Annotated in this window: 13 protein-coding genes; 6 read left to right on the top strand and 7 right to left on the bottom strand. The window is 54.3% G+C overall.

The window, feature by feature from the left end; genetic code table 11:
• Positions 1-54 precede the first annotated feature (54 nt).
• Both KQX66_RS02400 and KQX66_RS02405 read right to left on the bottom strand, forming a co-directional pair.
• Positions 55-1713: an ABC transporter substrate-binding protein gene (locus tag KQX66_RS02400; protein WP_216789242.1), complete on the bottom strand. Its 1659-nt coding sequence runs from the start codon at positions 1711-1713 to the stop codon at positions 55-57.
• A gap of 180 nt (positions 1714-1893) precedes the next feature.
• Positions 1894-3141 carry a hypothetical protein gene (locus KQX66_RS02405; RefSeq protein ID WP_216789244.1) on the bottom strand — a complete coding sequence of 416 codons (1248 nt, stop codon included), beginning with the start codon at positions 3139-3141 and terminating at the stop codon, positions 1894-1896.
• A gap of 468 nt (positions 3142-3609) precedes the next feature.
• Here KQX66_RS02405 and KQX66_RS02410 point away from each other — a divergent pair, with 468 nt between their 5' ends.
• From KQX66_RS02410 to KQX66_RS02430, 5 genes are read left to right on the top strand one after another with little or no spacing between them, the layout of a single operon-like run.
• Positions 3610-3993: a FixH family protein gene (locus tag KQX66_RS02410; protein ID WP_216789246.1), complete on the top strand. Its 384-nt coding sequence runs from the start codon at positions 3610-3612 to the stop codon at positions 3991-3993.
• Positions 3990-5363, top strand: a complete 1374-nt coding sequence (locus tag KQX66_RS02415; RefSeq protein ID WP_216789248.1) for a right-handed parallel beta-helix repeat-containing protein — start codon at positions 3990-3992, stop codon at positions 5361-5363. The genes KQX66_RS02410 and KQX66_RS02415 overlap by 4 nt, the downstream gene beginning before the upstream one ends.
• Complete coding sequence (locus KQX66_RS02420) at positions 5360-5932, top strand: nitrous oxide reductase accessory protein NosL (protein ID WP_216789250.1); 573 nt, start codon at positions 5360-5362, stop codon at positions 5930-5932. The genes KQX66_RS02415 and KQX66_RS02420 overlap by 4 nt, the downstream gene beginning before the upstream one ends.
• Positions 5932-6753 (top strand): ABC transporter permease, encoded by an 822-nt coding sequence (locus KQX66_RS02425; protein ID WP_216789251.1) that lies wholly within the window; start codon positions 5932-5934, stop codon positions 6751-6753. The genes KQX66_RS02420 and KQX66_RS02425 overlap by 1 nt, the downstream gene beginning before the upstream one ends.
• Complete coding sequence (locus tag KQX66_RS02430) at positions 6746-7459, top strand: ABC transporter ATP-binding protein (RefSeq protein WP_063178017.1); 714 nt, start codon at positions 6746-6748, stop codon at positions 7457-7459. The genes KQX66_RS02425 and KQX66_RS02430 overlap by 8 nt, the downstream gene beginning before the upstream one ends.
• Before the next feature lie 67 nt (positions 7460-7526).
• Here KQX66_RS02430 and KQX66_RS02435 read toward each other — a convergent pair whose 3' ends face one another.
• Both KQX66_RS02435 and KQX66_RS02440 read right to left on the bottom strand, forming a co-directional pair.
• Complete coding sequence (locus tag KQX66_RS02435; RefSeq protein ID WP_216789252.1) at positions 7527-8429, bottom strand: TetR/AcrR family transcriptional regulator; 903 nt, start codon at positions 8427-8429, stop codon at positions 7527-7529.
• Positions 8430-8516: 87 nt separating this feature from the next.
• Positions 8517-9749, bottom strand: coding sequence for an MFS transporter (locus tag KQX66_RS02440; RefSeq protein ID WP_216789253.1), 1233 nt, complete (start codon positions 9747-9749; stop codon positions 8517-8519).
• Between the two features lie 407 nt (positions 9750-10156).
• Here KQX66_RS02440 and KQX66_RS02445 point away from each other — a divergent pair, with 407 nt between their 5' ends.
• On the top strand, positions 10157-11635 hold the full coding sequence (locus KQX66_RS02445; RefSeq protein WP_216789254.1) for an Lsa family ABC-F type ribosomal protection protein: 1479 nt from the start codon (positions 10157-10159) through the stop codon (positions 11633-11635).
• A gap of 71 nt (positions 11636-11706) precedes the next feature.
• Here KQX66_RS02445 and KQX66_RS37205 read toward each other — a convergent pair whose 3' ends face one another.
• From KQX66_RS37205 to KQX66_RS02455, 3 genes are read right to left on the bottom strand one after another with little or no spacing between them, the layout of a single operon-like run.
• The gene (locus KQX66_RS37205) at positions 11707-11841 is read right to left on the bottom strand and encodes an ATP-binding protein (RefSeq protein ID WP_308647048.1); all 135 of its coding nucleotides are present in this window, start codon (positions 11839-11841) and stop codon (positions 11707-11709) included.
• On the bottom strand, positions 11838-13094 hold the full coding sequence (locus tag KQX66_RS02450) for a sensor histidine kinase (RefSeq protein ID WP_253956840.1): 1257 nt from the start codon (positions 13092-13094) through the stop codon (positions 11838-11840). The genes KQX66_RS37205 and KQX66_RS02450 overlap by 4 nt, the downstream gene beginning before the upstream one ends.
• On the bottom strand, positions 13078-13773 hold the full coding sequence (locus KQX66_RS02455; RefSeq protein ID WP_216789699.1) for a response regulator transcription factor: 696 nt from the start codon (positions 13771-13773) through the stop codon (positions 13078-13080). Before KQX66_RS02455 ends, KQX66_RS02450 begins: the two co-directional genes overlap by 17 nt.
• Positions 13774-13806: the final 33 nt, after the last annotated feature.

Consider the following 13806-nt stretch of genomic DNA (forward strand, 5'->3'; position numbering starts at 1 on the left):
TCATTTGCGATTATAAACTACCCTCCCCCCTTAAACCATGGACGATTTCCGGAGTCACTTTGGACAATTGTCGGAAAACAGATGCAGCGCCGCATCGACGATCCGATCGTGGGCAGTGGCGGAATATTCGTGCCACGGGTCGGAAGGAATGCGGTGCGCCCGTTGCTTCCGGACCGCTTTCAAATCCTGCCATGCAGGAGCGCCGCTTAACCGCTTGGCGTGAGCCAGAGATTCCGGCTCCTGGCGAACGAGCAGCAGCAGGCGGTCCGCGTCGATCTCCGCCAAGTCTTCCAGCGTAATCGGCTCATTGAGAACGGTGCGGCCAACCGGGCAAGCCGGCTTCACTTGCAGGTCGCCGTACAGCACTTCCCGCATGCTCCGGTTGCTGAACACATGGCATTCGTCCTTATAAATGCGCAGGATCAGAACCGTATCGTCCCCCGCCTCGCGGGCAAGCCGTTCCCGAACGGACTCCACCTTCCGGTCGTACTCTCTCAGCCACAGCTCCGCCTCCTTCGACGCTCCGAGAAACTCTGCCGTAAACTGCAGCTGTTCCCGCCAGTTCTTCTCGGCCCACGGCACCTGCAGGAGCGGAGCGATCTGCTTCAGCTTATCCTGTTCTTCCTCGTCCAGCCCGGTGCGGCACAGAATAACGTCCGGACGCGCTTTGCGCAGCGTGTCGATATTTGTTTCCCAATCCATATTGTTGCGGTAGGCGCTGAGATGAACGGGAATATCGTTGCGGTACGTTTCGTAGTAGTAGGCCGTCCACTTCGGATGAAGCGGTGCGGCATAAGGCAGCATCCGCAGCGCTACAAGCTGGCCGGTGATGGCCGAGCTGTAGGCGGCTATCTTGCGGCTGCGGTTCTTCATATACACCGTCGGCGATACGCCGACTTCCTGTTTGAACTTTCGACTTAAATAAAACTCGTCGCTGTAGCCGACCTGCTGGGCGATGTCCCGCAGCCTGACGTTCGAACCGGCCATCAACTGCTTGGCCCGCGTCATGCGCAGCTCCGTCAAGTAATCGATGGCGCTGCTGCCGTACGTTTTTTTGAACAGCTCCACGTAGTATTTGGGACTGACCCCAGCCATCCGGGCGAGCTGCTCGATCGACAAGCTTTCGTTGAAATGACGCTCCATATAGTCTTTCGTCCGCCGGATGGCGGCTTCCGAATCTTTTCTCGAGGAAAGCCCGACATTTTTCATGACGCCATAGATCAGTTCGCGGAAGGCAAGGCGGGCGCGCGGACGTCCGACGTCCTCACCGCTCTGCCAACGGCGGTTCACGGCGTCGCATAGTGTAATCATCTGCGCGGCGGGAATCATCGGAATTTCGTCCTGCACCCAGAACAAGCCTTGTTCCTTCTCGAACCGGAGCTGTCCCTCGTCCTCGTCCTCTTCCGTCTCCCGGTACAAGTCGAACCGGAACAAAAACAGGCTCAACCCTTCCGCCGTATCTGAAGCGGCGCCGAACGTCTGGCCCGGAGAGCACACATAAGCGGTATCCTGGCGGAGCCGGCCTTCCTTCCGGTCCACGATCAACCGCCCGTGTCCCTTCGTCACCGCAAGCAGAACGTACGAATTCGCGAGCTGCTGCTCCATGCGCCATTCGCCGTCCCCTTTGACCGCTTCGACGTCCCGAAGCTTCCAGTATGTACCGTCCAGCCAAGTGACCACCCGATCTCCCGGTTCCGTGATGCCTGGATTCATAAGCTTGTGCACCGCCCTATATGATAATGATTCTCAATACATTTTTTGAAGTATACCAAAAAGCTACCCCCTTGTCGATGAGACCGGTGTCCGGCAAAAGTAAAACAGACCTTCGAGCCACCGTAAAAGTAGGATTCGAAGGCCTATTTTTCAGTTCGATCGTCCAATCGCAGGCGGGCTTTACGGCCTGACCCATTTGGCGCCCTGCCAAGTGTGGATGTAATACCAGGACTCCCCGTTGGGAGAGTTCCAAACCCGCGATGCCGTAACGGTTTGCGGGGTAAACGTGAGCCATTTTTCCGCAGGCTGATTTTCTACATAAGGGACGTCGAACCCGATCGAGGACGCGGTAAGCTCAAGCCGTTCGCTGCTTAGCTGCACCCCGAGCTTGGCGTCATGCTCGAACTCGCCGGTCAACCGGGAGGCAATTTCCATGGACGGATTGATCCATTTTCCGACGCCCTCGCTTACCGTAAAGTACCAGCTTCCTTTTTTCCCGATGACCTGAACCGTTTGGGCTGTTTGTTCTCCCCCCGTTTTATAGGGATCGGAAGAGAAAGCCAAAGGCGTCTGATAATAATAGAACGGAACGGGAATATCCAGCTTCAGATCGACCTGCTCCAATCCTTCAATACCAAGCCCATAGTCGTCGCTGCAGCGTATCCATCGCAGCCCGTTCGGCGTCTCGACCTGGTACCAGACACTCGGAGGAGCCATGCCGGCCAACCGGGTATATTTCGCTACAGGCTTCAACACTTGAGGGGGCAGCTTCGGCTCGTCGGCCAACGGCTTTTCAAATGGCTGACTGTACACCTCGCTCTCCCGCGCAATGGGGATCATGCCTTCAACCGGTTGGCCCGCGTAATTCTCAGCATATTGCTCCGAACGAATCCATTGCTCCCCGAGCCAGGAGGTTCGGATCAAATGCCACTTCGCCGACGTACGGCAGGGCGTGTATGGATCGCACGCATCGATGGAGGCAACCGCCTGAACCTGCTGCGGAGAAAGACTGTACCCGGTTATTTTCATCCGGGAGTCATAAAGCGGTGTCTGGGGGTCCAGCAGAGTCAAGGTCTGTTCCTGCTTCTGCAGTTGGCCGTACTTGTACGCCCCTTCCTTCAAGTTAATCCACGCTTTGCCAAGCCACGTCTCGACCGGCACTTTGTCCATCCTCGTAATAGAGAGCAGTTTATCGCTTTCAATCGGGGCGAGCTTCACAGACTGGTAAGCGCTGATGGAGCCGAGGACTTCATTCGGTTTCGTTTTATCACTGGCGTACAGTTTAAAATCGTCAAGCAAAGTAATATAAGGCATCGCGCCCGGTTCGGCAAGCTTCTGATCCGCAGGCTTCTGGTCGGCACGGGCGGTCTGCGATCCCGACGGGAAGGTTACCGCTGCGGCCAGCAGCAAAATGAGCCATTTATTCATGTTGTCCATCTCCTTTTCAAAAAAACCAAAAGTTTTCCATTTTTAAACCTACCATAAAAATGGAACAATTTCCATCAGAGTGTTGAGAAAGTGGTCAAACGGGATTACAGAGGTAACGAAAGGATGGGGTATCCACTTCCGACCACTCTTGTCTTCAGGAAATTTGATTGAAGCCGCTTCATAGCGGACATTTCCCGAAGACAAAGGCGGCCGCTATCGCTTCTCCAGTGGATACCCCATCTCCGTATGTTTTTCTCTATTTTTGCTTAGACCACTTTCTCAACAAGCTCATGGAATAATTTCCATACGCTCCTCCGGACCGCTCCCCTCAACCGGCTGGGGGGTTTTGCCAAAAAGTTCATTTTATCTTCACAGGAAACCGCCCCCGATAGCCCGACCGGGCTATGGGCAACCCGCTTTCCGTTCTATACAATGAGGGTGCTTGCCTGTTTTGTAAGGAGTGATGAGATGAATCGTAAACGAATGCTGACGGTCCTGCTCAGCCTGCTGCTGGTTGCCGTGATGACCGCCTGCTCTACCTCCGAGCGTCCGGTCGACCCGTCGGAGGTGGAGGTCACGCTGACGACCGAGCCTTCGCCGCCCAAGGTGAACGCCGTCACCAAGTTCACCGCCACGCTAGGCGGTGTGCCGGAATCGACCAAAGCCACCCTGGCCTTCGACATTCGCAAGTCCGAAAACGATACGCTGTCGTATTTGAATGCGAAGCAGGAAGGAAGCGCGTACTCCGCGGAAAAAGAATTGAAGGAGCCGGGAACGTACACCGTCTACGTGCATCTGTACATCGGCGACCTGCACATCATCAAGAAAAAGAAGATTGAGGTCGCTTCATGAGCCGCAACCGCATCCGCAGCCTGATGCCGCCCGGGTCCGTCCTGCGCGCCGCGCTGCTGGCGTTCTCGCTCGCGGTGCTGCCGTCCACGGCGGTCTGCGCAGCAAGCAGCGGCAACAATGGAAGCAGCGGGAAGGAACTCCCGCTCCAGCAGCTCATTGACGAAGCGCCGCCGGGCGGCACGCTAAAGCTGGCGGCGGGGACCTACCGGGGGCCCGCCGTCGTCGCGAAGCCGCTGCGGATCGAAGGCGCGGGCGGAGCGCAGATCGTCAACGAGTCGGATCAGCCGGCGGTAGAGCTTCGTGCCGACCGCTCCGCGTTAGCGGGTCTGGCGATCCGGGACACGGGAGCGAAGACTACGGCGGCCGTGCTGCTTTCCGGCGCCGAAGGCACGCTGGAGGATCTGCGGATCGAGACGGTGTCCTCCGGCATTCATCTGCGAGACGCGAGCCGCAACAAGATCAGCCGTACAACGGTGGGTTGGGCGGGGCCGGACGTCAAGATAACGGAGAAAGGCAACGGCATCGACCTGTACGCCTCCCATGACAACGTGATCGCAGGCAACACCGTCACCGGTATGCACGATGCCATCTACATCGAGAACAGCAACGGCATCCGGGTAGAACAGAACGAGGTGAACGAGTCCCGGTACGGCGTGCATTTCATGTACGTCAACGACTCGTCGATCCGGGGCAACACCGGGGCGCGCAACATCACCGGAGCGATGGTGATGGCCGTCAAAAGCGTGGAGGTCTCGGGCAACACGTTCGTCAAGCAGAGCGAGAACGTCAACTCCCAGGGCCTGCTGCTGTTCGACGCGAGCGATTCCGTCTTCGCGGACAACCGTCTGGAGGGCAACCGCGTCGGCATCTACGTCGAGCAAGCGCAGAAAAACGTGCTGGAGCGCAACCGGGTGACCGTGAACTACGTAGGCCTGCAGCTCAAAGAATCCGAGAACAACCGGTTTCAGGGCAACGATTTTCAGGGCAATGTCATCCCGGCGGAAGCGACGGACAGCCAGAATAACGACGTGAAAGGCAACTATTGGGACAGCTTCCAAGGCGTCGATCTGGACGGAGACGGGTTCAGCGATATGCCGTATGCGATCAATCCTTTTTTTCAAAAGATGACCAAAACGACTCCGCCGTTCCAGCTGTTCTTCCAGTCGCCCGGCATGGCGTTTCTGGAAGGCATGCTGACCTCGTCCAAACAAGCTTGGACAACCGACCGGGCACCGGCGATGAAGCCTTACGCAGCGGACGCCTACCGTCTGCCGGCCGGATCTGAAACGGCAGGAACGCTAATCGTCAGCCTCCTCCTGCTGGGGAGTGCAGTAACAACCATATTCGTAACGGGGGTTCGAAGAAAATGAAAAAGATTACTTTAAGTCTGGCCATCGTCATGATCATTCTGGTGCTATCGGCATGCGGAGCCAAAAAATACGAGCCGCAGGCCATCAACGAAGCGACGGACAAATGCGCCGTGTGCAACATGCAGGTGAAAGACGACCAGTTTGCCACGCAAGCGGTCCTGAAGGACGGCAAATCGCTGAAATTCGACGATATCGGCTGCTACAACGAATGGAAGAGCAAAAACGGCACCGAGCAGGTCGGAGCGACATTCGTCCGGGACTACCATTCCAAGGAATGGATCGAGCTGGAGAAGGCTTACTACGTGTACGACAAATCGTTCAAATCGCCGATGGCTTACGGCATCTATTCGTTCAAGGATAAAGCGACGGCGGAGAAGTTCATCGCGGAGAACGGAAAAGGCAAGCTGATGACGGGCTCCGAGCTGGGCTCTCATACGTGGGAACGCAATTCGGACAAGATGAAGCATATGAAAGACAGCCACAAGCCCGGCGATGAAGGCAAGCAAGACATGAAAGACGGTCATGGCGGCAGCGAAGCGAAGAAAGAAGAGCCGAAGGTCGCACACTAATGAAACCGATGCTGACTGTGGCGATTCGCGAGATGAGAATCGGCTTCCGCAACCCGTGGGCATACTCGTTCCTTGCGCTCTTTTCCTTGTTCAGCCTGGCTCTGCTGCTGATTCACTCCAGCCGGGTCGTCGAAGGATATTCGAGCGTCACGGGCACGATGCTGAACCTGATCTTGTACCTGCTGCCGCTCATGACGCTGCTGCTCGGTTCCTTCTCGCTGACCGCGGAAAAGGAAGAAGGCGGCTGGCAGCTGCTCTCCGCCTACCCGCTCGGCACGCCCGCGTTCGTGCTGGGCAAATATGCGGGCATTGCCGCCGTGCTGCTTGTCATCGTCGCCTTCGGCTACGGCTTGACGGGCGTCGTCGGACAGCTTACAGGAAAGCCGTTCGATGTGAAAACCTTCACGTTGTTTCTGGCTTTCTCGGCCGGCATCGTGCTGCTGTTTCTGGCGGTGGCCGCCATCGTCGGCACGCTCGCCAAAAACCGCTGGCAGGCGCTGACGTACGGCGTGGCGATCTGGTTCTTCACCGTCATCGGCTGGCCGACGCTGCTTGTCGCCGTGCTGGGCTTGCTGCCGTACCTGTGGATCAAGCCGGCGCTTGCCGTGCTCACGCTGTTCAATCCGGCGGAGCTGGTCCGGCTGTTCATCGTCGTCAAGCTGAGCGGAGGGTCCGTGCTCGGGCCCGAATATTACGAATGGATCGGATGGATTCGCGGGACGGGCGGCACTTTCCTGTTCCTGCTCGTCTCGGCCGTCTGGATCGCCGGATGTCTGGGAGCCGCTATCCTGTTCTGGGAAAGGGGGCGGTCACGTGGCTGAACCGGTGCTGAAGCTGACGAATGTCCGCAAAACGATCAACAAGCAGCCGATCGTCAAGGGAGTCGATCTGGAGCTGTACCCGGGGCAGGTGATGGCGCTGTGCGGCGGCAACGGAGCGGGCAAAAGCACGCTGCTGCGCATGATCGTCGGCAGCTCGCAGCCGACCGAAGGCTCCATCGAAGCGTGCGGCCTTCAGTGGCGCGCCGATCGGATGCGCTACGCCGCTTCCGTCGGCTACATGCCCGACGACTACGTGTTCGGCCAGGCGCTGTCTGCGCGGGAGACGCTCACGTTCTGGGCGAAGCTCCGCAGCGTGCCGCCGTCCCGCGTCCAGGAGCTGCTGCACAAGGTCGGTTTGGCCGAGGTGCAGCAGAAGCCCGTCACCTCCTTCTCCAAAGGGATGCGGCAGCGGCTGCTGTTCGCGCAGGCGCTGCTCGGCGACCCGCCTCTGCTCGTGCTGGACGAGCCGACGAACGGCCTCGATCCGTACTGGCTGCAATCGTTCGTGCATCTGATCGAAGAAGTAAAACGCGAAGGCCGCGCCGTCATTTTCTCGACGCACCACCTGCAGGTGGCCGAATCCGTCGCCGACCGGGCCATGTTCCTGCGGAACGGGGAATTGGTGCGGCAGGGCTCCATCGACGAGTTCCGGGAGCACTACGGGCCGAAGGGACTGGACGGAGCGTTTACGGAATTTATGGCTTAATCGCATTTTGCCTGGAATCAACAAAGAAGCCTTGTCCTCTTTCCATGAAGAGAACAAGGCTTTTTCACTATCCCCGAACAAGTCCCGCCTGTTTGCACGCCGCCTCCAGCTCCGCCAGCAAATCGGCCAGCTCCGGGGAGCGCTTCAGATTCGCCAGCATGCCGAGCACGATGACCTTGCGCGGACGGATCTCGACCAGCTCCTGCTCCAGCACCGCCAGAGACTCGAGCGCCTCATTGCGCGCTTCCCCTTCGGGGAGCCGCTCCAGCCGTTCCCGGCACCGCTTCACAAGCAGGAGCGGATGAGCCGACTTCGCATTTCTCGCGTATACCTCTCTCAGCCTCGGCCAATTGGTTTCGTTCAAAAGAGGGCGCGGCTTCTCCCGCAGCACGCGTTCCGCTACCGCATCGACGATATGCAGAATATGGAGGCACACTTCGTCCGGTCCCAACGTGATCTTCTCGACCAACTGCAAGCCCATGTAGGTCGACAGCAAGCTGCTTAACAGCAATACGCCTTCCGGCGCATAGGGCGCGTAGCCGTCCCCGTAGATGCCAACAAGGCTGTCGATAAAAAACATACTGATCTCGGTATCCATTTGCTTCAAGTAATCCCGAATTTCCTGATTTACGAAGCCTCCGTTTTCCCGCATCTGCATGGTGAAAAATTCGGGATATTCGATCCACAGGCCAAGGCAGACGAGTATTTTCCGCTCCAGGCGTTCCCTCGGGCCCAGTTGCCGTTCGCGTTCCACGAGCTGCATCCCGTCGTTCAAACGCTTAAAAAAGAATTTAAAAATATCCAGCAGCAGCGCTTCCTTGGAGGAAAACTGCTGGTACACGCTGCCTTTGGACATTTTGCAAGCTTCGGCGATTTCCTGCATTGTCGTCTGCACATACCCGTTCGCAGCGAACAGCTTCATCGCGGCAAACAGGATGTGCCGCTTCTTCTCGTTCCACTTCTCTTCCACCGTTACACCGTCCCGAAACTCGTATGGTCTGCTTCGTTTCCGTCATAGGGAATATAGCGGATACGCAGGTAACTTGCAAGCTCCACTCTATTCCCGGACGGCTGCGGCGCCTTCTTGCAACGGTGCCGTGCTTCCTACCCGATTGCGTTCCTTCCAGCCGATCAGCATGGCCGTGCTTGCCACCATGAAGGCCGCTCCGAGCACATAAGGGTAATTGACGTTAACGTCGAACAGCATGCCGGCAATGGACGGTCCCGCAATCGTACCCAAGCTCATATAGGCGTTGTTCATCCCCGCTACGAACCCCTGCTCGTTTCCGGCCATTTTGGACAACAGCGTATTGACGGCCGGCCGGATAATCGTCGTGGCGACGAAAAACAGAATGGTCACGGCAAAAACGGAAACGTACGACTTCGCCACAAGGACCGCCAGCATCATAACGGCGGAAAGCAAAAACATAGCAATAAGTATTTGACGCTCGCTAAACCTCCGCAGCAGCCTTTCGAACAGAACCGCTTGGGTGAAAACCCCTGCCAGCGCGCCGAGCGTAATCATCAGCGAGATGTCCTTCGGCGTAAATCCGTGCTTCACGTCCACATATAAACTAATCACAGCTTCAAAATTCATTAACCCGAACGTCAGCATGAACACAAGCAGAAGCAGCACGAAGTACGGCGCGCGAAACGAGCTAAGCAATTGCTTGAACAGATTTTCCCGCTTCCTCTCCGCGGTCCGGGCCAATTGCCTCGCTTCCCGGCTCTGCGTCTCCGGCAGAAACAGCAGGGACAGCAGCACCGACACGCCGGCAATGGCCGTCGCCACATAGAACGGAACCCGCAGCCCATAGTCGGCCAGAAATCCGCCGATGCCGGGTCCGATCACGACACCCAGCGACATGGAGGCGCTGAACAGGCCCAATCCTTTTCCGCGATCCTTCTCCTGCGTAATGTCGGCCACATAGGCCATCATCGCCGGTGTCAGAAGCGCCGCCCCGATTCCGCTAAGCAGCCTGGACACGTAAAGCAGCCACATCTGATCGGCAAGCCCGAACAGGAGCTGGGACAAGGCAAATACCCCGATCCCCCCGACAATCATAATTTTACGTCCGTATTTATCGGACATCTCGCCGGCAATAGGCGAAAATAGGAGTTGCGTCACTCCCATAGCGGCGACAAGATATCCCATGTCCTGGCCGCTTGCCCCGAATTCCGTAATGAATTTAGGCAAAATGGGGATGATCAGTCCCATACCCACCATCGTAATAAACATGTTCACCATCAAAATGACGAGCGGTCCCCAATTCGAACCGGTCTTGGTCATAACATTCACCTCTCTTGCAGATTTCAATTCCACACGAATCCATTTGACCAATTAGTTCTATAAATGACCATATGGTCATTTCGAAATTATATCCTCCCTCTTCCGCGATGTCAAATTGTTGAAATTAACAAATAGTTATGGTAAGATGGCTTTAAATTAATGACAGGAGCTGAAAAGATATAATGTAAAATAACTTTCTTGCTAAGAAATATAAAATAGTAAAACAAGCAAGCGATACGAGCGCATGTTTTATTATTTATATGCAAGAAAGTTACGATATCTTTTCACTCAAACAATATATCCTTATCTAACTCTATATCAGGGTTGGATTTGCTGTATTTATTTGAGCTGTGGGAAAGGTAACTTTCTTGCAGCTCTTCTATTTTTGTACAGGAGGATCTATATCTATGTCATTAATCAATGTAACAAACCTGACGTTCGCCTATGACGGCAGTTACGATAACTTATTCGAGGACGTAAGCTTTCAGATCGATACCGATTGGAAACTCGGATTTACGGGAAGAAACGGCAGAGGCAAAACCACCTTCCTCAACCTGCTGCTTGGGAAGTATGAATACAGCGGAACGATTTCCGCCAAAGTCAGCTTCGAGTATTTTCCATTCCATGTGGAGAATAAGGAGCAGAACACAATCGATGTCATCGGCGACATCTACCCGGATTACCTTCACTGGGAATTGATGCGCGAGCTTTCGCTGCTCAAGGTGTCGGAGGATGTTCTATACCGGCCCTTTGCTTCGTTGTCCAATGGCGAGCAAACGAAAGTATTGCTGGCCGCCTTATTTCTGAAGGAAAACAGCTTTCTGTTGATTGACGAGCCGACCAATCACCTGGACATGAACGCACGAAAACTGGTCAGTCAATATCTTAATACGAAAAGCGGCTTTATCCTCGTCTCTCACGACAGGTCGTTCCTGGATCGCTGCGTCGACCATATTCTGTCCATCAATAAAACCGACATCGAAATTCAAAAAGGCAATTTTTCCGATTGGTGGGAAAATAAACAGAGACAAGACCAATTTGAGCTTGGCGAGAACGAAAAGCTGAAAAAAGACATTAAACGTTTGTCGGAAGCGTCCAAACGAACGAGCAATTGGTCGCACGAGGTGGAAAAAACGAAGAACGGCACAAGAAATTCCGGCTCCAAGGTGGACAAAGGATATATCGGGCACAAGGCTGCCAAAATGATGAAACGCTCCAAAGCCATGGAGCACCGGCAGCAAAACGCGATCGAGGAAAAGTCGCAGCTTTTGAAAAATATCGAAAGCTCGGAGAGCTTAAAGATTACCCAGCTTCCTTTTCATAAAAATCAGCTCGCCGAACTAGACCATGTTTCCATTTATTATGGGGAGAAGACAGTTTGCACCGATATCAGCTTTACGATTGAACAAGGCGAGCGAATCGCGCTTTCGGGTGCGAACGGCTCCGGAAAATCAAGCATTATCAAGCTGATTTGCGGCGAGGATATCGCGCATACCGGCACGTTCCGAAAGGGAAGCCAGCTGAAAATATCGTATGTTTCGCAGGATACCTCGCATTTGCAGGGAAATTTAACGGATTACGCCAGAAGCAACGAGATCGATGAAAGCCTGTTTAAATCGATTTTAAGAAAGCTTGATTTTTCCAGAGTTCAGTTTGACAAGGATATATCAGCCTTCAGCGGCGGCCAAAAGAAGAAGGTGCTGCTGGCGAAAAGTCTTTGCGAGAAGGTTCATTTGCATATTTGGGACGAGCCGCTTAATTTTATCGATGTAATCTCCCGCATGCAGATCGAGGAACTGCTGCTTGAGCACTCACCGACCATTCTTTTTGTGGAGCATGACAGCGAATTTTGCAAAAATATCGCTACCAAGATTGTAAAACTCTAAATGAGCGCAAGCCGAATAGAGGCAGCGGCCGTCCGGAACGTTATTTTCGCGTCCGAAACTGCCGCTGCCTTCTATGCATCCGCACGCGGCAAGCTGATCCGAAACATCGTGGAATACCGCCGATCCGCTTCCAGTTCAATCGTGCCTTGATGCAGCGTAACGATTTTTTTGCAGATGGCGAGGCCTAAACCGGTACTGTCTTTCACCGCCCCGGCCCCGCGTGTAAATTCCTCGAAGATGTGCTCCCTGATCGCGGTTCCTGTACGCCGATTCCGTCATCTCCAAGCCATAGCACAGCCCGGCCGTCCTTGCTTTCGCAAGACGCGTATAGCACCGTTCCCGCTGTATTGAACTTAAGCGCATTTCCGATCAGATTCATGATGACGCGTTTCATATGCACATGGTCCAGCATCACCGGTAGCGGCTCTTCCGGAATCTGCACATCCAGTCCGAACCCTTTGTCCTCGATTTCGGAATAACATTCCGCCACAATCTGCTGAAACCATTTGGTGATGTTTACTTTTTCTCTTTTCAGCATTTGATTGGAATCTTCCAGCTTTGCCAATTCGAACAAGTCCTTAATCAAATTGGCCGTATAGGAAGATTTGTCGTGAATGTATTGGATATATTTGCGCCTCCTGCTTTCCTCCAGCGACGGATCGTCCAGCAGCAGCTGGGAATAGCCGTAAATCGAAGTCATAGGCGTCTTCAAATCATGCGATAAATGCAAGAGCATGTTTTTGCGGCTGGTCTCGGCCGCTTCCTTCTCGGCAGAGGTTCGCTGCAGCCGCTCGGCCAACCCGTTGAAAGCCTCTCGGATTTCGTCGAACTCCTGCTCGGCCGTGAACGTCAGCCGCTTCGTATAATTCAGCCGCTCCATTTCTTTAATCCCTTCTATAATTTGCCGGATCGGCTTCTCTACTTGCTTAACCGAGTATTTGGCGTACAAATACACGGCGACGAGCAAGCCGGCAGCGAAGCATGCAGCAAAAATGGCTGCGGCTATAGATACTTTATCCGTATACATAGGTATTTTCCAAAGCAGGATATACGGCTCTTGATTCGGCCCCTTTACCGAATAAGCGTGATAGTAGATCGAATCATCGTTCCGCTGCATATCCAATTTTGCGTAGAGCAGTCCATCCCGGTAACGGACGATATCGTCTTCCTTATTTCCACGGACATAGATCACCTCTCCCGCCTCGTCGATCACCTCAAACCAGCCACCGTACCGGTCCAGCAGCTTCCCGTCGATATTTTCGAAGGGATACCGATAAATATCTTCCCCCGTAATCCGAGGCAAATCGCCCGTCCTGTCTACCACCCGGTTCATCAGAAAATCAGTGCTCACAAGCGCTACGACAATCGCGCCTAACAAAAGGCCGCTAATGACGATATAGTTGCGGACAAACAACTTCTTCAGCGGCCTTGGGCCGCGAATGCTATTGTTTCTTCTCAAAACGGTAGCCTAACCCCCTAATCGTAACCAGGTAGTCAGGCTTTCTTGGGTTATGCTCGATCTTCTCGCGGAGTTTGCTGATATAGACCATAATCAAATTTTCGTCCCCCATGTACTCTTCACCCCATACCTGCTCGTAAATCTGCGCTTTCGTGAATACCCTGCCGGCTTGGCTCATCAACAAAGCGATAATTTTGAACTCGTAGGATGTCACTTCCTTGGTTATACCGGTTTTATAGAGCTTGCAGCTCTCCAAATCCAGTTTGACGTCACCGATTTCGATGATGGCGGGAACGGGCTTATCCAGCTTGGTAAAGGCATCCAGGCGTCTGAACAGCGCCTGCACCCGGCTTACGACCTCAAGCGGGTTAAAGGGCTTGCCCACGTAATCGTCTGCCCCTAGCTGCAATCCGAATATTTTGTCCATATCGTCCGACTTGGCCGAGAGAAAAAGAAATGGAATCGGGGAGCTTTGCCGCACTTTCTTAAGCAGCTCCCATCCATCCATCCGTGGCATCATAATATCCGCGATGATCAAGTCAACCTGCTCGCGCTGCAGGATCGTCAACGCTTCATCGCCATTGCCCGCCGCCATTGTGCCGTAACCGGCATGGTTTAAATAAACGGTGAGCAATTCGACAATTTCCGCTTCATCGTCGATGATCAATATCGTTTTAATTGGCTCTTCACCTCTATTGCCTTATACCCGTAT

The sequence above is a fragment of the Paenibacillus oleatilyticus genome (assembly GCF_018998565.1).
Classification (GTDB): Bacteria; Bacillota; Bacilli; order Paenibacillales; family NBRC-103111; genus Paenibacillus_G; species Paenibacillus_G oleatilyticus.